The sequence below is a fragment of the Bacteroidales bacterium genome, from assembly GCA_014860575.1.
Classification (GTDB): Bacteria; Bacteroidota; Bacteroidia; order Bacteroidales; family JAAYJT01; genus JAAYJT01.
In genome coordinates this window covers 60506-81585 of record JACZJK010000052.1, presented here as the reverse complement: position 1 = coordinate 81585, position 21080 = coordinate 60506, and the positions used below count along the sequence as shown (strand labels likewise).

The window sequence follows — 21080 nt, the reverse complement described above, 5'->3', positions numbered from 1 at the left end:
TATGAATTCAAACATTTCCCATGCGCATGGTCACGATGAGCACGAAGCGTCCAAATTTGGAATGTGGCTGTTCATTTTTACCGAACTATTGCTCTTTGGTGGACTATTAATTGTGTATGCAGTGTATCGTTACAGAAACCCGGCTGCTTTTCAATTGGCCGGAGAAGAACTTGATGTAATGATAGGCACTGTAAATACTGTAATCCTGCTCATTAGCAGTATGACTATGGCTATGTCTATTACAGCCATTCAAAAGAACGACAGGCGGATGGCGCTGATTTTTCTGGGAACAACGATTTTCCTGGCAGTAGTTTTTATGGTGAACAAGTATTTTGAATGGGGCGAAAAAATCAGCTATGGCTTTTTCCCCGACACAACTTCTCTACACGAATTAGGCCAGGGCACCATTCTGTTTTTTGGCTTATACTTCGTTATGACCGGCCTGCATGCATTGCATATAATCATTGGAGTTGTGTTTATCGGATATATTCTTTTTAAGGTTCAGAAAAGTGAAATTCATAGCGGAAATTATTACCTGCTTGAAAATGGCGGTCTTTACTGGCATCTGGTTGACCTTATCTGGATTTTCCTGTTTCCATTGTTTTATCTCATTCATTAAACCGTATAATTATGAGCGAACATAAATCGCATGTAACAGGCTATCGCACACACTTAATGGTGCTTGCCGCACTGCTGGTTCTTACTTCAATAACCGTTGGGATCACCCGTTTGGAACTCGGACCTTTGAATACCACTGCTGCCATGCTTATTGCAGGCTTAAAAGCCTTTATTGTGCTGGCCTGGTTTATGCATTTGAAATTTGAAAGTGCTTTCTATAAAATTATGGTTACCCTGGTTTTTATCTTATTTCTTCTGATCTTACTCGTAACATTCTTTGATTATTGGTTCAGAACCTAGGGGGAAAGTTAAAGTTCAAAGTCCAAAATCTAAAAAAAGAGATTAGATGTTCTGGACAAAGGATTAGTAAAGATTTTTGGATTTTGTTATTTGATATTTGGATTTCTTGTTTTGAACCGTTTGTTGAAACTAAAAATTAATTCTACAAGATATGTTTTCAGGTGCATCTACATTTGTTGAAGGAGTTGATACGGCTTTTGCCATAACCATCGGTATCTCCTTGTTCTTTTTAATTGGAATAACTGCAGTGATTATTCTGTTTCTCTTTCGCTACGATGAAAAGAAACATCCTAAAGCTGTTCAGATTGAGGGAAATACAAGCCTTGAAATTATCTGGACGGCTATTCCAATTCTCCTTGTGCTGTTAATGTTCTATTACGGTTGGGCAGGGTGGATCAATATGAAAAGACCGCCTGAAGGAGCCATGGAAGTGACAGTAAACGCCCGTATGTGGAATTTCTCATTCCAGTATGAGAATGGCCGTGTAACTGACAGGCTCTACGTTCCTATTGATGAGCCGGTAAGGTTAAACCTCAATGCTATGGATGTATTGCATTCGCTTTATATCCCGGCCTTCAGGCTGAAAGAAGATATGGTTCCCGGACTCGAAAACAACCGCGCCTGGTTCGAAGCCACCAAAGAAGGCACTTACAACCTGTTTTGTGCCGAATATTGCGGGTTGCAGCATTCTTTTATGTTCACCGATGTAGTGGTGATGTCGCAGGAAGAGTACCTCGCATGGTATTCTGATACAACAGGATTGGTTCCTGTAATTACTGAGGACACCGACCTTGCATTGTTGGGCCGGCAGATTGTAACAGGTAAGGGATGCATAGCCTGCCATTCTATGGATGGTTCAAAATTGGTGGGACCCTCATTCAAAGGCATTTATGGTGCAAGCCATATAGTAATAACAGATGGAAATGAGCGCGAACAGGTGGTTGATGATGAGTATATCCGCCAGTCAATATACGAACCGGATGTTGATATCGTTAAAGGTTATCGCCGTGGACAAATGATATCATACGAGAATGAGATCAGTGAAGACGAAATCAAACTCATCATTGAGTTTATTAAATCATTGAATGAATAAAGCTGTAACCTACAGCCAGATTGCAGACTGGAAAACACTTTGCAAACTTAATATTATATTACCGGTAACGTTGAGCGCGTTTACCGGTTTTGTGCTTTATTCAGGATCAGTTAATTTTGAAACCTTTATTGTATGCGCCGGAGTGTTGTTAATGGCAAGCTCCTCTTCAATATTAAATCATATCATCGAACGACGGACTGACGCCTTGATGTCCCGAACCGCCAACAGGCCGATTCCTACTGGCAGGGTGAGTGTCAAAAAGGCTTCTTTGGTTGCTGCTCTATTAGGAATAGCCGGTGCCGCATTGCTTTTTACCAATGGTTTCATGCCAATGTTACTGGGAGTGATCAACCTTTTATGGTACAGCCTGGTTTATACACCATTAAAGAAAGTAACTGCCTTTGCTGTAGTTCCCGGATCAGTAATAGGAGCAATACCACCTGTGATAGGCTGGACGGCTGCCGGTGGCTATGTATTTGACTTTCATATAATCCTGGTAGCGTTTTTCTTTTTCATTGGTCAAATACCACATTTCTGGATGATTATTATGCTGCTGGGAAAAGATTACGAAGCGGCAGGATTAAAGAGTATCAGCAAGGTGTTTAGCAATCATCAGATTGTGAACCTGACATTGATGTGGGTTGCAGCTACCGCTATGTCGGCAATACTGCTTGTACTCTTCGGAGTTTTCACATCACTTACAATATCAATTATTATATTCCTGATGGTGTTTCTATTGTTGATTTCATTCCGCACGTGGATAGGAGTAAGCCACCTACCCAAACCCAAACTCGCATTTTTGGCTATTAACTTGTTTTACCTAGGAGTGATGCTGACGTTGATTGTGGAAGGCTTGATCCGATAAATCAAACGCTGGCTGTATCGAACTCAAATTAACTTTTTCAGCCCTATCTTTGCAAAAAATCATTTTGTTGGAAAAAGAAAACTTAAGCTACCGGTTAATTGCCAAAACTACTTCCGGGCTCGAAAATGTACTCGCCACTGAATTGCTTGCACTTGGCGCCATGAATGTTGAATCAATTAAAAGAGCCGTTGCATTTGATGCCAACCTGGAAATGCTGTACAAAGCTAACTATTGTCTGCGCACCGCATTGCGCATTCTTAAACCGGAGGCAAGCTTCACCGCTGCTGATGACAAACAACTCTACGATCAGATATATAAGATTCACTGGCAGGAACATCTTGACGTTGAAAAAACATTTGCTATTGATGCCGTGGTGAGTGGAGATCGCTTTACGCACTCGCAATATGTGGCTTACAAAACTAAAGATGCTATCGTTGACCAGTTCCGCGACCGTTTCGGGGCACGCCCCTCTATTGATAATGAAGATCCTGACTTGCGCATCAACGTGCATATCAACAATGATCAGGTGAGTGTATTGTTCGACAGTTCTGGCGAATCGCTTCACAAACGTGGCTATCGTGACATTGTTGACAAAGCCCCCATCAATGAAGTGCTTGCTGCCGGGCTGATCATGCTCAGCGGCTGGCAGGCCGATTGTCATTTTGTTGACAGCATGTGTGGTTCAGGAACTATTCCTATTGAAGCAGCCATGAATGCCATGAAAATCCCGGCAGGTTATTTCAGAACCAAATATGGTTTCATGAAATGGAAAGACTACGATGAAACTCTCTGGAAGGATGTGGTTCGCAAGGCAGATGATCTGATGACGGATTTCGATTTCCAAATCATTGGTTCCGACCGCTCAGCAAGGGCCATTGAAATTGCGAAGCAAAACATTCAAAATGCGCGCTTGCACAAAGACATCAGGCTGATTAAAAAACACATGGAGGAATTCACCCCGCCTGAAGCGCCTGGAATGCTCATTATCAACCCGCCTTATGGCGAAAGGCTGGAAGAGCACGACATCAAAGCCTTATATTCTTCAATCGGCGACAGCCTGAAACGCAATTTTAAAGGCTATCAGGCATGGGTGATCAGCAGCGATTTTTATGCTTTGAAGCATATTGGACTAAAACCTTCAAAAAAATTGGTTGTATTTAACGGGCCACTGGAATGCCGTTTTGTTTGCTTCGATATTTTTGCGGGAACCCATAAGGATAAGAAGATACGGGAATCAGGAAATCAGGAGTAACGGTTCAGACCCTCACTGAATAGCTCCGAATATTAGAAGCACAAACCAATTCCGGGCTGTAAAAGAATTTCAGGAGTTTTTCAAACATTTCGTCAGCAAGCTTCTATCCTTGCCCGAATATCCCTGCTTGAAATAGAGACGTTTGGCTTTTTCGTTTTGGTTCTCAACTTCGAGGAGTATGGTGTTCACTCCAAGTTCTGTTGCTGTGGCATGGATGAATTCCATTGTTTTTAGGCCAATACCCAGGTTGCGGTATTTTTCAATGATGTAAAACTCATCAATCATTGCCATCCTTCCCTTATACTCAAAGCTGAAGCCAAATGTGAGCACGATATAGCCGGCTGGAGCATCATCGGATTGAATCATCCATATTCGGCCTATTTGTTTGTCCCGGATAAGGATATTAAGGTTTTCCAGGCATTTTTGCCGGTCGAACGGATAATTGTCAATAGCATTGAAATCAGCCATCATGTCTAAAATTGCCTGGCTGTCTTCTTCTTTTATTTCTAAGAATTTGATTTCCATAACAGATCAATTCAAAATTCCAAATTCAATATTCTACCTTTTACATTCTCAATTACCCTTCATTCACAATCTCACTCAGTTCGAGCCAACGGTCGGCCTTTACATCAATACGGCTGATTAGTTCTCCAAGTTGTAACGACCATTCCTGCAACTCGGACGGCGAACCCTCCCCATTGTTCAGCTTGCGGAGAAGTGCGGCTTTTTGTGTTTCAAGGTCGTCAATTTCTTTGGTAAGCGTTTCATACTCTTTTGTTTGTTTGTAGGAAGGCTTGTTTGAAGACCTGGTCAGTCGCGCTTCCAGTTTTTCAGGGTTTACTTTCCGAACCGACTTTAGCGATTTTTCTTCGATTTGCTTAAGCCGGTAGTATTCAGAATAATTGCCGTAATAATCCTTTACCTTTCCATTGCCTTCGAACGCAAAGATGTGATCCACCATGCGATCCATGAAGTAGCGGTCATGCGAAACAATCATCAGGCAGCCTTCATAATTCTCAAGAAACTCTTCCAGTTTGTTCAGTGTGTCAATATCCAGGTCGTTGGTGGGTTCGTCGAGAATTAAAAAGTTTGGATTTCGCAGCAAAACGGTTAGTAAGTAAAGTTTGCGCTTTTCGCCTCCGCTCAGGCTCGAGAAGTAATTATACTGGATATCGGTGTGGAAGTTGAAGAAGGTCAGAAACTGGGAAGGCGTCATGCTTCCTTTTTTCATCACTACCTGTTCGGCGATTTCTTTAACAATCTCAATAATGCGTTTGTCGCCGGTTATGGGCAGCCCATCTTGCTGGAAATAACCAATTTCCACGGTTTGACCCATAACAACCTTTCCCGTGTCTGCTTTGGTTTCACCCATGATTATCCGCAGCAGGGTAGATTTTCCTGAACCGTTTTTGCCCACAACGCCAATACGGTCGCCGCGCTTGAAAATATACGTAAAATCACTCAGTAGTTGCTGGTCGCCGTACTTTTTTGAGATATAATTCAGTTCAAGGATTTTCCCTCCGAGCCTTTGCATCTGCACATTAAACTCACGGGGTTTATCTTCACTTCGCCGCCCTTTCACCTTTTCTTCAAGATTAAAGAATGCTTCCTCACGGGCTTTTGCTTTGGTGGCGTGGGCCTGCGGCTGTCGGTTCATCCACTCAAGCTCGGTGCTATACAATGCTTTTGCCTTTTCGAAGCCAAGCTTTTCAATGGCTGCCTGTTCGGCTTTTTTCTCAAGAAAACGGGCATAATTGCCTTTGTAACGATACAAGGTCTGATTGTCCAGTTCAAGGATCACATTACACACTTTATCAAGAAAATAGCGGTCGTGGGTCACAATGAAAATACTCAAATTCTGGCGGTCGAGATAGTTTTCGAGCCATTCAATCATGGTTACATCCAGGTGATTGGTAGGCTCATCAAGGATGATCAGGCTGGCTTTGTTTATCAGCGCCTTGGCCAGGGCAACCTTTTTTCTCATTCCGCCCGATAGAGTACCGATGTTTTGGTTCAAATCATTGAGGTCGAACCTGCCAAGTATTTCTTTGATCCGGGCTTCAAAATTCCATGCCTGCAGTTCGTCCATGCGGTTGATCAGCTCATCGGGCATTTCCCGGCCATGAGCAGTTGACAGACTGATTTGCTCATACTCTCTTACAGTCTTTGTGAGTTCATCTTCAGCATCAAAAATGTAATCAAGGATCGTGGAACCTTCATCCATATATGGATTTTGTGGGAGATAAGAAATGCTGACATCATTGCCAATAGTAACCCTTCCAGAATCGGGAGTGTCTTCTCCGGTCAATATCCTTATCAGACTGCTCTTGCCCGCTCCATTTCGCGATATCAAAGCAATTTTCTGGCCTGCCTCGATGCCAAAGCTTATGTTTTCAAAAAGAAGCTTTTCGCCAAAAGATTTTGTGAGGTTCTCAACCGAAACTATATTCATCTGAATTGCAAAAGTGAAAAATTTTCCGGTTGCAAAAGTAACCTAATAATCTCAAACGCCCGGTTAATAATGCCTTTGACAATGAAAAGTTAACAGTTGGCGGTTGGCAGTTGGCAAAGCCCTATGCAGCATCACAATAAAAAGCGATCCATGCCTCTGGAGTTAGCTTTACAAAACTAGCATCTATTTTACTTATTTATCAAAGCTATTAATCCAACTATGAGTGCAAGTGCAGCAATAACAAGAATAACCCATACCAACGTTGTATTTGCACCTGGTCCTGCCGAAGCATAACGCATATCACTGCTTGCATCCTGGGCAACAATAATCCGGCCTTCCATATAGGGATGTGGTGTGCACATGTAAATATATTCGCCTTCCTTTGTTACCACTTGCGAATAGCTCTCCGCATGAGCAAGCAGGGGAGAAGCAAAACGCTCAGGGCCGCTTTTCACCAACGCATTGTGAACACCTGAAAATTCCCCATCCATATAAGTGAAAACATCTTCATTGATCCATCTAACAGTGGTTCCTGGCGCAACCTGAATAACTTTAGGATGATACGAATTGCCAATAATCCTTACGGTCACCTCTTTGGTTTCGCTGCCATACACTACCGGCACATCCACATCGGGCGAACCAACGCCAAAAGGTGTTATGGTTCGAATAGACTTTGCGCGGAATTCATCCATTTCAGCATCGGTGTATAAAATACCATCCGATAGTATTGTTTTCTGAACCTCTGCATTATTATCGCAAACCAGCAATCCAAGGGCACCGCGATCAGTGGAGCCTACGGCATGTGAGAGCATCAGGAAAGCGCCTTCGTCGGGTGGAAGCCTGAACTCTACTACCCACGAATCGGATGGACCGGCGGTTACTGACTGCCCACCGACGAATTTATTATCCGGATTGCCCTGCCAATAAGCAAAATCCCATACAATGCCGACAATATGAAAAGTGGACAGCAGGTTGGGTCCGGCATTCAGGAAATTAATGCGTACATAATCGCCTGGCTTGCCAACAATTGGTTCCTCAACATAGCGGAACAGTTTTCCGTTAAATGCAGTGTACATTGGCCTGCCTTGTCCGTCAACAGCATCTTTTCCGCTTGCATAATATTCATGCTGTACAAGATAAATTTCAATATCCGGCTCCTTGTTAAGAATTTTTTCGAGCTCAAATTTCTTTTTTGGCTGAACCACCATCATGCCATACTGACCGAAGATGATGTGCATGGGGATGGAATGTCCGCCGGGAGCGCAATGATACATATATACACCGGGCAATGTAGCCCTGAAAACAATAGTGGCGCTATCGTCGGGATTGATTTTGCCAAGGTATTTTGAAGTTTGTGTATAAGCAGCATGAATCGATGCCCCGTGAGGGATATCGCCGGCATTTACTATGGTAAACTCTACGATATCACCCTCGTCAACTATAATTGTTGGACCGGGAATCTTGCCATCAATAGTGAAACCTTTGTAAATGATCCCGTTGCCGATATAACTATCGCCTTCTTCCAATGTGATCCTAACCTTTTTGTCGGGTATCGTATTTTGAGGTACATAGCTTGTTTCCGGTATTGATAAACGGGCATCACGCCTGACTATATCAATAAAATTGGCATCTCCGTTTGTTCTATCCTGTCTTGCCGGTGGCGAAGCTGCATTAACAGTTTCTTCCTGCGGATTTGCATTAATTGCCAGATCGCTCAGTGATTCAGTGTAATCGCTTGCTATTAATAAATTCTCCGCCAGTATATTTGAGACCCACTCGGGGTTGTTGCCCACAGCCAATTCCTGGGCAGTAATGGTGGCCAGAAGCTGTTTCGAAACCAAACTGCCTTCCTGCTGCTCACTTAACAACCTCGACAAGAATAAACGATTGCAGGCTTCGCAGGCGTAGCTTGTAGTATGTGCAAGGAAAGTCAGAATGAGAACCAACATAACTTTCCTTAAAATCGGTATTTGATGTGGTTTAAAGTTCATATTACTATTGTTTTATTTGATGTGCTTTATTTTAACCATTGAATAAGGGACAAAGGTAAATAAATAATACGGTATTGCAATACCTAATTACTGATAAATTTGAAAATTCTGAGATTTTGTATTATCATTCCACATGTAGTATAACTAATTTAGCTTCGAGGCATTTGGAAGAAACCGGAAATAGGGTGCGTGGAAGTAATACAGATGCATTTTACTGATAAGAGAAGAGGCAAATCATAAATTATTTTCACAATTAAACGGCGCCTTATCCGTTATTAGCTATCCTTTGACCAATTTTAAATTAAGAAGAATTCCCGCATGAGATAACACTTTACTCCGTGTTTGGCTATCAATATTCATTTAAATACAGCTACCATGAGAGTAACGTTCATTTTGTTAGGCGTTTTGGTTTCCTACGCAAGCATTCAATTTTCCAAAGTTCCAACTTTATTCGCACCTCCCCAGGCAGAGCATGTCAATTTTGCTTTCATGGGGTATTCAAACAGCACACATTATATTACACCGTTGAAGGTTACCCTCCGGAATGATTCAAATTTGAAACAGACTTTTAAAATTGCCAATGGCCAGATCCTGGTTCCTGACGACAAGGAATACCAGGAATTTGTGGTTACCCAAGAACTGTTAGTAGATTTATTGCCAAACCAGGAGCGAACCATGCCGGTTTATGCTATGTGCATCAATGCGGACCTGATGCCACCAGATGAAAGCATAAACTATGAGATGGGACCGGAGGCAAGTGAAGAACTCAAACGGCTCACAAGCCTGATTGAGAAAAACGGTTCGTACAACATTGAAGCGCAAAGCGCTGTGTGGTCTTTTTTTGGTGATCGCACATTGGAGCAGATCGCTGGATTCGATACCCTGCTGGTAGAAGAACTCACCACAATGCTGGCCGAAACACTTAATGTTGATTTACCCTCTGAGGCCGGGTCTGACGATTATTCAAGGAATTACTATTTCTCGGAATCTTTGTTCAAGTACACAATCAGGGGTAGTTTCCGCTATCAGCTTTTTGAGAGAAGCGCGATTCTCATTGCCATGTTTGATGCCAATAATATTGTTGTCAGGGAATTATACCGGAACAATACCTGCACTCCAGGCCATCATAACATTGAATACAATTTCGACGCTACTCATTTTGACGATTCAATGTATTACGTCAGGCTCCTGGAAAATGGCGAAATCATGCTTGAAATTGAAATTGAAACTCCCGAAGAACTAAGGCAGGGATAAATGAAATTGTAACTGAATATTCCTACAAATCATTTCCTGCAAAATCGGTAACGTTCTGGCTGTGTGACTTATTCAGAAACATCAGGATAGAAAACCGCTTTCAGCTCCTTTTTTATCCGATCCAAATCACTTGCTGTGATGAGCATTTCTCTTATACAGGCGCCTGATTCCCTGCGGAACCAATACAACTGGTAGATAAAGATAGTGATGTAGGAGAGGGAGGTCGCAATCCCGGCGCCAATCAGCCCTAGATTTGGGATCAACAAGAAACCAGATACCAACACGACAATAAAACCCAGCGCTGAAGATTTCGTATTGTGCTGAGGTTTACCGGATCCGCTAAAATAATGACTGAAAATATGGCTGGAGGAAAGTGTCAGGATTCCAGGACTAAGAGAAAAAATAACCGGCTTTACCTGGGCAAAGCCTTCGCCAAAAATAAACACAAAAACATCTGATGGAAGTGCAATCAGAACCAACAGCATCAGTGAAGTGGCTATGAATGTAAATTTAAGAAAGATCAGTGTGATGTTTTTAGCGTAAGCTGTATTTCCGGGTTCATTTGATATCCTTGAGTACTGAACCAGTGCAACGCTTTTAGAGATCAACCACATACCTTCGGCCAACTGTACACCGACTGCAAATTTTCCGAGGCTAGCTTTATCATAAAAGCGTTCCAACAAATAATAGCTCAGGCGGTAGTTGAAAAATTGCAATATGCTTGCAAGCTGCATCAATCCGCCATAATGAAGTATGGACTTTAATGGCCGGTCAATCTCATTGAGATCAGAAAAAACAATATAACGTCTGATGGAGGCAAGGCTCAGAAAAAAAGTAGAGAGGTAGGCGAGACATAAAGCATAGATGTAGTAATCTACCTCAGTGTGGTCGAGTACATAAATAAAAGCCATGATTGAAATATAGATCAGCGCGGTTTGCAGCACACTGATCATATTGTAGAGCTTTATTTTCTCCTTGCCAATCAGTATCATCATGTTCACCGAAGCCCAGTTTGAGATCAGGGAAAGTAGCATGGTTTCCCAACGGTATTCGGGGGGTATCATGCAAAATACATACAGCAGGATTGCACCAACGACTGATACCACCAATGCCCAGACATAAGAAAGGATAAAGAGTTTGGAAATATCGTGACGCGGAACAAGGTAGACCAGCGCCGGCCCGCCAACAAAGCTATTGACCAGTTGAATAAATGCTATTCCAAGGATAACGAGCACAATTGTTCCGTAGCCTTCGGCACCAAAGGCTCGTGCTGCAACCACCACCACGGCGAAGCCCAACAGGGTATTTAAAAATCTGGCAAATGCGGTTCCGGCAATCTTTTTGAACACGGGAGTGTAGTTTGTTGATTAATGACTGGTTGCTGGTTACTCGTTCCGGGTTCCAGGTTCAAAGTTCAAGGTTCCAGGTTCCGTATTTCTTGTGACTTGTTTCTTGATTCTTGTGTCTTGTCTCTTGATTCTTGTGTCTTATTTTCCTGCGGACCTTGAACCTTGAACTTTGAACCCTTTAAAAACTCCTACATCACTGCAAACGTATAAACCATATAAACAATATAAAACAAGATCAACACCCCGCCCTGCCATTGTTTAATAACTCTAAGTTTTGGGCTGAAAACCAATACAAAAGCCACGATGATCAGGTTCGAAAGGATGGCAACCCAGATGTCAAGGCCCATATCAGCAGCTGGCAGCGGCCTTATAATGGCTGAAACACCAAGCACCAGGAAAATATTGAAGATATTTGAACCCAGTGCATTTCCGATAGCGATATCAGAATTTCTTTTAAAAGCAGCCACCGCTGAGGTAACCAGCTCCGGCAACGAAGTAGCAACAGCAACGATTGAAAGGCCGATAATACGTTCAGATAAACCGAATTCCAGCGCAATTTTAATTGCACCATCAACAACCAGGCGTCCACCAAAAAACAACATCACAAGCCCCAAAAGAATAAAAGCTATGCTTTTACCCAGGCTAAGTGTTTTTGCATGAATTTCAACTGTTTCCTTATTCTTTTTTGTGATGTGTAGATTATAATAAAGAAATGCGGAAAAGAACACTAAAAATATAAAGCCATCAATAAAGCTGAGCGATCTTGGTTCACCGGTAAAAGTGATATAGGTTGCAAATAAAAGCAGCAACAATGATGCAACCATGCTGCCCGGAAATTCCTTAAAAAGTGTGTTTTTTCGGACAGTAATAGGATAAATGGCCGCTGCAACACCTATGATTACAAATGTGTTAAAGATATTGCTGCCTATGACATTGGAAATGGCCAGATCGGTTGCTCCTTCAGCGCTAGCCAATAAGCTTATTACCATTTCAGGTGCGGAAGTTCCGAAAGAAACAATGGTCAGGCCGATGACAATATCAGGAATCTTCTGGCGCCTGCCAAAAGCGCTGCCACCCTCAACAAGAAAATGTGCCCCGAATAAAAGCAGAGCAAAGCCTCCAGCGAAAAATATTATATCAAGCAATCCCATTTAAAAATTCAAAATTCAAATTCAAAATTCAAAAGAACAGCCCGTAATATCGTCACTCTTCCATTCTGCATTCGTAAATCCTCATTCTACATTCGGCCCTCGCCACTCGTCCCCCGTCCCTTTCAACCTCTTTCCCCAAATATCGCTCTTCCAATCCTAACCATGGTGCTGCCTTCTTCGATGGCAACCATATAATCGCTGGTCATGCCCATTGAAATTTCCGAGAAATCATCATCAGCAGCAAAGTAGTTTGTTTTTAAAAACACAAAGTATTCCTTTAATGTTTTGAACTCTTTCCTCACCCATTCCATATCATCGGTAAAAGTAGCCATTCCCATCACACCCCTGAGCTTTATGTTTTTCATGGATTTGTATTCCTGTGAGTTCAGGAGTTCAGCAGCTTCTTGCTGGTTCAGGCCAAATTTAGTTTCTTCCTGCGCAATATGGAATTGAAGCAGGCAATCAATCACACGCTGATTTTTGCTGGCTTGTTTGTTTATTTCTATTAATAATTTCAGGCTGTCAATACTGTGAAACATTGACACGTACGGAGCAATGTATTTTACTTTGTTGGTTTGCAAATGCCCTATAAAATGCCACTGAATATCATCCGGAAGTTGCGGTTGCTTATCTATCAGTTCCTGTGCGCGGTTTTCACCAAATAAACGGTGACCGGAATTGTATACTTCCAGGATTTCGGATGGGGTGTGGGTTTTGGAAACGGCGATGATTTTGACATGCTCAGCTATTTCGTTCTTTAGTATGCTAAGATTTTCGGCGGCATTCATTTTATTCGCTTTTAGCCTGCAAATTTAGCCAATTTACAGCTTTATTGCTTTTTTGTGGTCAAGTGTTATATTTGCTAGCGTATTTGGTATTTCAAATGAAATCGAAATAGATTGTCAACATCCAATAACCAACCCTTCAATCATTGAACCTATGATAAAATTTTCAAAGCCTTTACTTAGTGAAATCAGACGGTGTGCTATTCAGTTGAGCCCCGAACAAAACAACATTCAACTCGAAGATGTTTTCAAAGGCTTCCAGGTAAGCCTGTATATTTCGGAAACCTATCCTTCACTGAGGCGTAGCTTCCGTGATGACGACGGGATTGATCGTGATGGAGAGTATTACCTCTTGGTGACCAGGCTCTGATTGATATGCCTGGCTTAATGAAAACAAAAAAAGAGGCCACCCGGAATTGGGCAGCCTTTTTTTAATTAGTCAAAATGTGTAGCGCCTATAAAGCCAATGGGGCAATATTCAAAGTAGAGACGCAATGCATTGCGTCTCTAACGGACATCGTAGAAACAAACCTTGGGCGACCAGATCTTTTCTTCTTTCTTCAGTTTTTTGATCGCTTTTTCAATGTCTGATTTTTCAACTCCTGCTTTTTCATCTATTTCGCCTGCTTTCATGGGCTTGCCGCTGATGGTTTTTAGGACGATTTCTGTGAATTCCATTTCTTTGAGGGTTTAGTATCTGTTATAGAGGGTTTAGAATGTTTAGAGGGTTTAGAGATTTAGGGTGTTTAGAAGTTTAGAGAGTTTAGTGGTTGAGGGTGTATAGAGCATTTGAAAGTTTGCCAACTGCCGATTGCCAACTGCCAACTTTTTATCAATCAAGTAGATGCACCACCAACCCGCTGCGCAGTTTGGGTTCGAACCAGGTTGTTTTCGGAGGCATGATGTTGCCGGTGTCAGCAATGTCAATCAATTGCTGCATGGAAACCGGGAAAAGGGCAAAAGCGGCTTTCATCTCGCCACTGTAAACTCGTTTTTCAAGTTCGCCCAAGCCACGGATGCCACCAACAAAATCAACGCGCTTGCTGGTTCTCAGGTTTTTGATATCCAGGATTTCATCCAGCACCTTTTGCGAGAGTATTGTTACATCCAGCACGCCAATCGGGTCCAGATCGTTGAAAGTGCCTGGCTTTGCTGTTAATGAATACCAATTGCCATCGAGGTACATGCCGAAATTATGCAAACGGTCGGGCCCGCATGTAGTTGTGCCTTTGGGTTCGACCACAAATACATCTTCCAGTTTTTTGAGAAACGTTGCACTGTCCAGGCCATTCAGGTCAGTTACCACCCTGTTGTAATCAATAATTGTAAGTTGATCATCAGGAAAGAGCACGGCAAGGAAGAAGTTATATTCCTCATCGCCCTGATGATTGGGGTTGTTCTTTTTCTTCTCATTGCCCACCAATGCGGCGGCGGCAGTGCGATGATGGCCATCAGCCACATAAAAGGAAGGCACGCCGGCAAAGAGGGTTGTTATTGCTGCATTGGTAGCTTTATCTCGGATCACCCAAAAATGATGTCCAACACCATCGTCAGCAACAAAATCATACTCCGGCTTTTGGTTCTGAACGATACCTGAAACAATCTTGTCAATGGCGGCTTGTGCAGGATAACTGAAGAAAACCGGCTCCATATTGGCATTGGTAATGCGAACATGCTTCATGCGGTCTTCTTCCTTATCGGGCCTGGTGAGCTCATGTTTTTTGATCACGTTGTTCAGATAATCCTCAACCGACGCACAGCCTACGATACCATATTGCGTTTTCCCGTTCATGGTTTGGGCATAAATATAGAAATATGCTTCAGAGTCGGGAACCAAATAGCCTTTGGATCGGAACAGCTCAAAATTTTCTTTTGCCTTGTCGTACACAGGTTGTGAGTGTATATCAAATTCAACCGGCAGATCAATTTCTGGTTTTATGATATGAAGCAGGGAGTACTCGTTTCCTGCCGCTTCCTGCCTTGCCTCCACTGAATTAAGCACATCGTAGGGTCGTGATGCGAGATCTTTTGCGATTTCCTTTGGTGGCCTGAGGCCTTTGAATGCTTTCAATACAGCCATAAAGAGTGATTTTAGATGTTAATGATTGAGATTTGTTTCAACAAATTATTTGGGGTTCAAATGTACGAAAAGGAATGAAACCGTAAACCCGGCAGCAAGCGTATTGCATGGGAAAGCAAGAAAAAAGCCGCGTATCAGCGGCTTTCATAAAAATTAATCCGGGTCTTCGTCTACTCCGCCTGCCTTTTGCAGTGAGCCGATCAACGCGCCAAGCATTTTTGTCATTTCCATGAGCTGCGAACGCGAATACTCTTCCTCCTCTTCGTTTATATAGCCAAGCTGCCGCGCCAGGGATGTAAAAACCAGACAATCGCGAAGCGAACTTTTCCCCATCTTCAGGTAGTAGATGAACTGGCTCTTGTTTCTGGCGGAACCTTCGGCGATGTTCAGCCCGATGCTTTGGGCGGCATGACAAAATCGTGTAGATAAAATGCCTTTATCGGTATCATAAAAATTCGCTCCACGTTCATGCACCCAGGCAATGTAATCAAGAGCTTTATGATAGACCCTTAGGTCTTCGAACCGGAAGAAAGAAATTGGTCTGTCGAGTTCAGCTTCCATAGTTTTAGATTATTGATTTATGAACCAGCGGAGAATAGTAATGTTCAAGTTAGTTTACCTTAAATGTATCGTCGCCTTGTAATATGAAGTTTACAATTTGTGTTGCAGCAGCAAGGCCTGCATTGATGTTCGCCTCGGATGTTTGAGCGCCCATTTTTTTAGGTGTGAAAAAAGACCTGCCTGGGAATTCAGCTTCGATCTTGTCTTTGCAATCAGGGGCAATATCCGATAAATATCCAAAGTCTTTTCTTTCGGCAAACATTTTCAGCAATCCGTCTTCATCAATCACCTCTTTGCGGGCAGTGTTCACAAGGATTGCACCTTCGGGCATTTTTGACAAAAGCTCAAAATTGATAGATTGTTTGGTTTTGGCATTGGCCGGGATGTTCAATGAAACATACTGGCTGCTGGCATAGAGCTCTTCAACCGTTGAAATGTACTCTACATCATCCTTTTCAATTTCAGACCTGGAAACAAAAGGATCAAAAGCATACACTTTCATACTGAAGCCTTTGGCAATCCTGGCAACACATTTGCCTACATTTCCATATGCATGAATGCCCAGGGTTTTACCCAGAAGTTCGGTTCCCGACGAGCCGTTGAATTGTTTGCGTGCAAAGTATACCATCATACCCAATGCAAGTTCGGCAACTGCATTGGAATTCTGTCCGGGAGTGTTCATGGCAACCACCTTGTTTTCAGTGGCAGCTGCAAGGTCAATATTATCAAATCCGGCACCGGCACGAACCACGATTTTCAGTTTCTTGGCTGCTTCTATTACCTGGCGATTTACATTGTCGCTCCTGATGATCAGGGCATCAACATCAGAAACAGCGTTGATAAGATCATTATGATCGGTGTATTTTTCGAGCAGGGCGAGTTCAAAACCTGCAACTTCAATAATTTTTCTGATCCCTTTTACTGCAACAGGGGCAAAAGGTTTGTCTGTAGCAACTAAAACTTTTGTCATGACGAGTATTTTTAGATGTTATTTATGAGTAAAAATGATGGTTCAAATATAGGGAAATAGAGTGCTGAAACCAAATTTGTATTATTCGCTGAATATCAATAATTTAATTGATGAAATAAGAATTCCGGGTTGTAAACTTGAAGCATTTTAACTGAAAATTGTCCCAAAAAATACAACCCGGAATATCTGGCAAAGAGGTTTAAGAGTGCATTTTTTCAAATTCGTGCATAACATCAATCAATGCCTGAACACTGTCTTTTGGCATGGCATTGTATAGCGAAGCGCGGAAACCACCAACGGAGCGGTGGCCTTTGAGGCCGATCATACCTTTTGATTGCGCAAAACTGATAAAATCAGCTTCTTTGTCCTTGTACTGCTCTTTCATAACGAAGCAAATATTCATAACCGAACGTGCTTCTTTTTCGGCGGTTCCTACAAACATTTTACTGTTATCAATGGCACCGTAGAGTAGGTTGGCTTTGTCCCAGTTAATTTCTTTCATTTTTGCAACACCGCCAATTTCTTTCACCCATTTCAGGGTTTCTTTCACCGTAAAGATTGAAATGCAAGGAGGTGTGTTAAACATTGAACCTTCAGCAATATGGATTCTATAATCCAGCATGCTCGGGATTGCCCTTTCCACTTTGCCTAGTATATCCTCCCTGATGATTACAAAAGTAACGCCGGCAGGTCCTGCATTTTTTTGAGCGCCACCATAAATAATCCCATATTTTGATATATCAATCGGGCGGCTCAGAATATCAGACGACATATCAGCAACCATCACAACCGGGCAATCTGGGTCGTTATGAATTTCGGTTCCGTAAATAGTATTATTAGATGTGAAGTGGAAGTAATCAGCATCAGCCGGGATCTCATAATTCTTTGGTATGTAGTTGAAATTCTTGTCAGATGACGAACCAACCACCTTCACTTCTCCGAAAAGTTTGGCTTCTTTTATTGCTTTTTTCGCCCAAACACCGGTTTCGAGGTAGGCAGCTTTGGTTTTCATCAGGTTGTAAGGCAGCATGCAGAATTGTATGCTTGCACCACCACCCAGGAAAAGCACATGATAGCCTTCAGGAATATTCAACAATTCTTTGAATAAGGCTACTGCTTCATCAATAATGGCCTGAAAATCCTTACTGCGATGTGAGATCTCAAGAATGGAAAGTCCACTGCCGTTAAGATCAAGAATTGCATTAGCAGTGTTTTCGATGGCGATGCGCGGTAAGATTGAAGGCCCGGCATTAAAATTATGTTTCTTCATGACTAATAAAAATTAAGGGTTTATAAATGTATGTGAGCTTTTTAGCCGTTTCAAACCATAAGCAAAAATATATGTTTTCTGTGAATACCGATTGGAACTTCAAAAGATAATTCTTTTCAGCCAGCCATATTCCAGGATAATAAATGTAAGCGCTTTGGCTCATGATGCTTAGCTTTGCAAGCAAAACAATTATAACGGGTTCATTGCAATGTCAGACCACAATCAAAACATAAAGGCCTTTACCTTACTTGGTGAATTTATCACCGAACATTTTCAATTGCAGGAAGAACCAAAACAGGCGGGTAAATATTCAGGCATGCACAAGATTCTTAATGACAGCATTGAGCAATCATTGGAGCATAATCCCTGGTTCACCAAAAAGCATATTGAACATGCCATTCAAGCAATTGGTCAGATGCTTACGGAGCAGAACCTGAACTTATGGTTAAACCAGTACCAGATTATTGAACCATCAGAAGAACGAAGAATCAGAATTGGTGTGATTATGGCTGGAAATATCCCGGCAGTGGGATTTCATGATTTTTTGTGCGTATTGATGTCGGGAGCCAATTTTACAGGAAAGTTATCTTCCGATGATCCTTACCTGCTTCCGGCACTGGCGAAAATCTTGTCTGCTATTGATAATTCATTTGAAGATAGAATTGAATTTACTAGCGAACCGATTGCAAATGCAACAGCAATCATCGCCACCGGCAGTAATAACACCTTGCGGTATTTTGAATATCACTATAGCAGCTTGCCGCATATTTTCAGGAATAACCGCAATGGTTTGGCGGTGTTGTTCGGAAACGAAACCCAAGACCAGCTTGATGCACTTGCAAAAGATGTTTTTTTGTATTTCGGGCTGGGTTGCAGGAATATTTCAAAGTTGTTAGTACCTGTAGGGTACAATTTTTCAAACTTAATCAAGGCTTTTGAAGCATCTTCTTATGTTAAGGAGCATGAACCGTATATGAACAATTATAAGCATAACATGGCATTGTACAACTTGCAACAGGGTGTTTTCCTTGATAATGGTTTTTTGATCCTGAAAAACTCAACTGCAATTGCATCACCGGTGGCCACGCTCAATTATGAGTTTTATGAAAGTCTGGATGAATTGGTTCAAAACCTTGAGGAATGCCAGGATCAGATCCAATGTATTGTAAGTGAGATGAAACTGCCGTTTGCTACGATTGCTTTTGGTCAAACCCAGCAACCCGGGCTTGAGGATTACGCTGATGGAGTAGATACGATTAAATTTATTGCCGACTTGAAGAGCTGATCTTCATGGGAATTAAATGGAAATCTCTGAATGACTTTGGCCAAGTTTGTTACGAATTTCCGGCATCATTTCCTCGGTAGCATCAAAACCAATCTGGTAAATCTCATCGGCCCTGCGAAATTCGAAGGTGCTTATTCCTTTCATTTCTTCCGGTTGAATCATTATATCGCAAACTCTCATATTCTCTTTTATGTTGCTTTCAATCGCAAGCCGAAGGGATCTTTCAACGATCTCTTTCATTCCATGAATTTTCTCAAGTGGTCCGCTGTGATTGATATTAACTCCAATGATTGTATCACAAAAATCCCGTATTGCAATGGCAGGCATATTATTGAGAATGCCACCATCAACATAAGTATTATTGTTGATAATCCGCGGCTTGAATATTAACGGAATTGTAGAAGATGCAATAACAAAATCAAATAGAGGTCCTTCGTTGATTATCTCATTTTTACCGGAGTTAAGGTTAGTAACTGAGATGAAAAACGGCTTTTTGAGCGCTCTGAAATTGTCTTCACTGATATGCTTGGCAAACCATTCCTGCATGTAGTCAAGATCAAGAAAGCCACTCAACGGAAAGCTCCAGGAAAAAAATCTGGTCAGTTTCTCCTTTTTAATTTCATCAAGGATAAATGACGGTTCAACGCCAGCAGCATAGAAGCAACCAACAATGGCACCAATACTTGACCCGGAAACCACTTCGGGTTCAATTCCATGCTTGTGAAGGGCATCAAGCACTCCAAGGTGCGCAATGCCTCTGGCGCCACCACCACTTAATACAATGCCTAATTTATATTTTCTCATGTTCGTAAGTTTATGATAAAGTGATAACTAAGAATAAGCGATACAACAAGTTTCATGATGGTTCCGGCAACAAAACCAACGAATGTTCCAAGCGCTGATCTCAGCGCCCGTGAAAATTCCTGACCGGCAATTAATTCTCCCAGCAACGCTCCGATCAGGGGGCCCGTAATGATCCCGAAAGGTGGAAAAACAAACAAGCCAATAATCAGCCCGATGGCGGCTCCCCAAACACCCCATTTGGTTCCCCCAAGTTTTTTTGTACCATATATAGGAACCCAGTAGTCAACTGCGGTGACAGCTGCAGTGATAAGACCCCACATGATAAGGAATTCTTCAGTAAATGGTGAATGCGAAGTGAATTGCAATAACAACAATGCAGCAAAAGATAGGGGAGGGCCGGGCAACATCGGCACCAAACAACCGACAATCCCTAATAACAACAAAATAACTGCAATTGAAATAAGCAACAAATCCATAGCTAGCAGGCCATTTTTATCATTATCAATTGAAAACCCTTTGACGTTTCTCCGATCCCGTCACGGACATCAATCCTCAGGCTATCTTCATGGAAAATTTTATAGATAATGAACCGGGGAAAATCATGCGCTGGGTTTGAAAATACCAGCGAGTCATCCTCCTGATGAGTGAGCTTGAAATACATGGGCAATTCTTCATTCTGCCCTTGAACCAGCGCTTTGTAATAGACGCCACTATCACTGGCAAATATTTCAAGTTGTTCGCTAAAGAGCGTATCTGTTTGATCCATTGAAAATCCCAGCCCAAACATCTGTTTATCATTCTTCAATATCCAGGATTCATAAAAGCCGCTCTCAGGTGTGCTGACCCAATCGCCTTCCAGTCGTTTTACTGATTTTAAATCAGATGCTGAAGGCCGGTTTATACAATTTGAAAACATCATCACTGAAATGCCTGCAAGAATTGTGAATAAGATTGAGAGATTTTTCACTTTGTAAAATATTTGTTGCTTGTTGCAAACCTA

22 protein-coding genes are annotated in these 21080 nt (G+C 42.2%); 8 read left to right on the top strand and 14 right to left on the bottom strand.

Annotated features, from left to right (window positions below; translation table 11 throughout):
* Position 1 precedes the first annotated feature (1 nt).
* The 5 genes from IH597_14050 (at position 2) to IH597_14030 (ending at position 4128) form a co-directional block, all read left to right on the top strand.
* Positions 2 to 619 (top strand): cytochrome c oxidase subunit 3 family protein, encoded by a 618-nt coding sequence (locus IH597_14050; protein MBE0663576.1) that lies wholly within the window; start codon positions 2 to 4, stop codon positions 617 to 619.
* Between the two features lie 11 nt (positions 620 to 630).
* Positions 631 to 918, top strand: a complete 288-nt coding sequence (locus tag IH597_14045) for a cytochrome C oxidase subunit IV family protein (GenBank protein ID MBE0663575.1) — start codon at positions 631 to 633, stop codon at positions 916 to 918.
* Positions 919 to 1069: 151 nt separating this feature from the next.
* Positions 1070 to 2011, top strand: a complete 942-nt coding sequence (coxB, locus tag IH597_14040; protein MBE0663574.1) for a cytochrome c oxidase subunit II — start codon at positions 1070 to 1072, stop codon at positions 2009 to 2011.
* On the top strand, positions 2004 to 2876 hold the full coding sequence (locus IH597_14035) for a protoheme IX farnesyltransferase (protein ID MBE0663573.1): 873 nt from the start codon (positions 2004 to 2006) through the stop codon (positions 2874 to 2876). The genes coxB and IH597_14035 overlap by 8 nt, the downstream gene beginning before the upstream one ends.
* A gap of 160 nt (positions 2877 to 3036) precedes the next feature.
* Positions 3037 to 4128 carry a hypothetical protein gene (locus IH597_14030; protein ID MBE0663572.1) on the top strand — a complete coding sequence of 364 codons (1092 nt, stop codon included), beginning with the start codon at positions 3037 to 3039 and terminating at the stop codon, positions 4126 to 4128.
* Between the two features lie 69 nt (positions 4129 to 4197).
* Here IH597_14030 and IH597_14025 read toward each other — a convergent pair whose 3' ends face one another.
* The 3 genes from IH597_14025 to IH597_14015 form a co-directional block, all read right to left on the bottom strand.
* On the bottom strand, positions 4198 to 4653 hold the full coding sequence (locus IH597_14025; protein ID MBE0663571.1) for a GNAT family N-acetyltransferase: 456 nt from the start codon (positions 4651 to 4653) through the stop codon (positions 4198 to 4200).
* Between the two features lie 52 nt (positions 4654 to 4705).
* On the bottom strand, positions 4706 to 6580 hold the full coding sequence (locus IH597_14020; GenBank protein MBE0663570.1) for an ABC-F family ATP-binding cassette domain-containing protein: 1875 nt from the start codon (positions 6578 to 6580) through the stop codon (positions 4706 to 4708).
* Between the two features lie 188 nt (positions 6581 to 6768).
* Positions 6769 to 8529, bottom strand: a complete 1761-nt coding sequence (locus tag IH597_14015) for a multicopper oxidase domain-containing protein (protein ID MBE0663569.1) — start codon at positions 8527 to 8529, stop codon at positions 6769 to 6771.
* A 417-nt stretch (positions 8530 to 8946) separates the two neighbouring features.
* Here IH597_14015 and IH597_14010 point away from each other — a divergent pair, with 417 nt between their 5' ends.
* Positions 8947 to 9825: a hypothetical protein gene (locus tag IH597_14010; GenBank protein ID MBE0663568.1), complete on the top strand. Its 879-nt coding sequence runs from the start codon at positions 8947 to 8949 to the stop codon at positions 9823 to 9825.
* Between the two features lie 68 nt (positions 9826 to 9893).
* On the opposite strand, the gene IH597_14005 is transcribed toward IH597_14010, so the two are convergent.
* The 3 genes from IH597_14005 to IH597_13995 form a co-directional block, all read right to left on the bottom strand.
* Positions 9894 to 11174: a polysaccharide biosynthesis C-terminal domain-containing protein gene (locus tag IH597_14005; protein ID MBE0663567.1), complete on the bottom strand. Its 1281-nt coding sequence runs from the start codon at positions 11172 to 11174 to the stop codon at positions 9894 to 9896.
* 188 nt (positions 11175 to 11362) lie between these two features.
* A complete protein-coding gene (locus IH597_14000) occupies positions 11363 to 12325 on the bottom strand; it encodes a calcium/sodium antiporter (protein ID MBE0663566.1) in 963 nt (320 codons plus the stop codon).
* A 122-nt stretch (positions 12326 to 12447) separates the two neighbouring features.
* Positions 12448 to 13113: a YggS family pyridoxal phosphate-dependent enzyme gene (locus tag IH597_13995; GenBank protein ID MBE0663565.1), complete on the bottom strand. Its 666-nt coding sequence runs from the start codon at positions 13111 to 13113 to the stop codon at positions 12448 to 12450.
* A gap of 151 nt (positions 13114 to 13264) precedes the next feature.
* Between IH597_13995 and IH597_13990 the strand changes: the two genes are divergently transcribed.
* Positions 13265 to 13480 carry a hypothetical protein gene (locus tag IH597_13990; GenBank protein ID MBE0663564.1) on the top strand — a complete coding sequence of 72 codons (216 nt, stop codon included), beginning with the start codon at positions 13265 to 13267 and terminating at the stop codon, positions 13478 to 13480.
* 137 nt (positions 13481 to 13617) lie between these two features.
* Here the strand turns inward: IH597_13990 and IH597_13985 are convergent, their stop codons facing one another.
* From IH597_13985 to serC, 5 genes are all read right to left on the bottom strand, one after another.
* On the bottom strand, positions 13618 to 13788 hold the full coding sequence (locus tag IH597_13985; GenBank protein ID MBE0663563.1) for a MarR family transcriptional regulator: 171 nt from the start codon (positions 13786 to 13788) through the stop codon (positions 13618 to 13620).
* A gap of 154 nt (positions 13789 to 13942) precedes the next feature.
* Positions 13943 to 15190, bottom strand: coding sequence for a DUF1015 domain-containing protein (locus IH597_13980; protein ID MBE0663562.1), 1248 nt, complete (start codon positions 15188 to 15190; stop codon positions 13943 to 13945).
* Between the two features lie 153 nt (positions 15191 to 15343).
* The gene (locus IH597_13975) at positions 15344 to 15751 is read right to left on the bottom strand and encodes a four helix bundle protein (protein MBE0663561.1); all 408 of its coding nucleotides are present in this window, start codon (positions 15749 to 15751) and stop codon (positions 15344 to 15346) included.
* Between the two features lie 49 nt (positions 15752 to 15800).
* Positions 15801 to 16721 (bottom strand): 3-phosphoglycerate dehydrogenase, encoded by a 921-nt coding sequence (locus IH597_13970; protein MBE0663560.1) that lies wholly within the window; start codon positions 16719 to 16721, stop codon positions 15801 to 15803.
* 199 nt (positions 16722 to 16920) lie between these two features.
* The gene (gene serC / locus IH597_13965; GenBank protein MBE0663559.1) at positions 16921 to 17991 is read right to left on the bottom strand and encodes a 3-phosphoserine/phosphohydroxythreonine transaminase; all 1071 of its coding nucleotides are present in this window, start codon (positions 17989 to 17991) and stop codon (positions 16921 to 16923) included.
* Between the two features lie 208 nt (positions 17992 to 18199).
* On the opposite strand from serC, the gene IH597_13960 reads away from it, so the two are divergent.
* On the top strand, positions 18200 to 19276 hold the full coding sequence (locus tag IH597_13960) for an acyl-CoA reductase (protein ID MBE0663558.1): 1077 nt from the start codon (positions 18200 to 18202) through the stop codon (positions 19274 to 19276).
* 12 nt (positions 19277 to 19288) lie between these two features.
* On the opposite strand, the gene IH597_13955 is transcribed toward IH597_13960, so the two are convergent.
* The 3 genes from IH597_13955 to IH597_13945 are packed head-to-tail and all read right to left on the bottom strand — an operon-like array spanning position 19289 to position 21047.
* Complete coding sequence (locus IH597_13955) at positions 19289 to 20080, bottom strand: patatin-like phospholipase family protein (GenBank protein MBE0663557.1); 792 nt, start codon at positions 20078 to 20080, stop codon at positions 19289 to 19291.
* Positions 20077 to 20556, bottom strand: coding sequence for a DUF456 domain-containing protein (locus tag IH597_13950; GenBank protein ID MBE0663556.1), 480 nt, complete (start codon positions 20554 to 20556; stop codon positions 20077 to 20079). The genes IH597_13955 and IH597_13950 overlap by 4 nt, the downstream gene beginning before the upstream one ends.
* Positions 20557 to 20558: 2 nt before the next feature.
* Positions 20559 to 21047, bottom strand: a complete 489-nt coding sequence (locus IH597_13945; GenBank protein ID MBE0663555.1) for a hypothetical protein — start codon at positions 21045 to 21047, stop codon at positions 20559 to 20561.
* Between the last annotated feature and the right edge of the window lie 33 nt (positions 21048 to 21080).

Excerpts from the sequence above, each read along its gene's own strand:
- IH597_14050 (MBE0663576.1), top strand. The coding sequence starts at position 2 with ATGAATTCAAACATTTCCCATGCGCATGGTCACGATGAGCACGAAGCG.
- IH597_14045 (MBE0663575.1), top strand. The coding sequence starts at position 631 with ATGAGCGAACATAAATCGCATGTAACAGGCTATCGCACACACTTAATG.
- coxB (MBE0663574.1), top strand. The coding sequence starts at position 1,070 with ATGTTTTCAGGTGCATCTACATTTGTTGAAGGAGTTGATACGGCTTTT.
- IH597_14035 (MBE0663573.1), top strand. The coding sequence starts at position 2,004 with ATGAATAAAGCTGTAACCTACAGCCAGATTGCAGACTGGAAAACACTT.
- IH597_14030 (MBE0663572.1), top strand. The coding sequence starts at position 3,037 with ATGAATGTTGAATCAATTAAAAGAGCCGTTGCATTTGATGCCAACCTG.
- IH597_14025 (MBE0663571.1), bottom strand. The coding sequence starts at position 4,653 with ATGGAAATCAAATTCTTAGAAATAAAAGAAGAAGACAGCCAGGCAATT.
- IH597_14020 (MBE0663570.1), bottom strand. The coding sequence starts at position 6,580 with ATGAATATAGTTTCGGTTGAGAACCTCACAAAATCTTTTGGCGAAAAG.
- IH597_14015 (MBE0663569.1), bottom strand. The coding sequence starts at position 8,529 with ATGTTGGTTCTCATTCTGACTTTCCTTGCACATACTACAAGCTACGCC.
- IH597_14010 (MBE0663568.1), top strand. The coding sequence starts at position 8,947 with ATGAGAGTAACGTTCATTTTGTTAGGCGTTTTGGTTTCCTACGCAAGC.
- IH597_14000 (MBE0663566.1), bottom strand. The coding sequence starts at position 12,325 with ATGGGATTGCTTGATATAATATTTTTCGCTGGAGGCTTTGCTCTGCTT.
- IH597_13995 (MBE0663565.1), bottom strand. The coding sequence starts at position 13,113 with ATGAATGCCGCCGAAAATCTTAGCATACTAAAGAACGAAATAGCTGAG.
- IH597_13990 (MBE0663564.1), top strand. The coding sequence starts at position 13,265 with ATGATAAAATTTTCAAAGCCTTTACTTAGTGAAATCAGACGGTGTGCT.
- IH597_13985 (MBE0663563.1), bottom strand. The coding sequence starts at position 13,788 with ATGGAATTCACAGAAATCGTCCTAAAAACCATCAGCGGCAAGCCCATG.
- IH597_13980 (MBE0663562.1), bottom strand. The coding sequence starts at position 15,190 with ATGGCTGTATTGAAAGCATTCAAAGGCCTCAGGCCACCAAAGGAAATC.
- IH597_13975 (MBE0663561.1), bottom strand. The coding sequence starts at position 15,751 with ATGGAAGCTGAACTCGACAGACCAATTTCTTTCTTCCGGTTCGAAGAC.
- IH597_13970 (MBE0663560.1), bottom strand. The coding sequence starts at position 16,721 with ATGACAAAAGTTTTAGTTGCTACAGACAAACCTTTTGCCCCTGTTGCA.
- serC (MBE0663559.1), bottom strand. The coding sequence starts at position 17,991 with ATGAAGAAACATAATTTTAATGCCGGGCCTTCAATCTTACCGCGCATC.
- IH597_13960 (MBE0663558.1), top strand. The coding sequence starts at position 18,200 with ATGTCAGACCACAATCAAAACATAAAGGCCTTTACCTTACTTGGTGAA.
- IH597_13955 (MBE0663557.1), bottom strand. The coding sequence starts at position 20,080 with ATGAGAAAATATAAATTAGGCATTGTATTAAGTGGTGGTGGCGCCAGA.
- IH597_13950 (MBE0663556.1), bottom strand. The coding sequence starts at position 20,556 with ATGGATTTGTTGCTTATTTCAATTGCAGTTATTTTGTTGTTATTAGGG.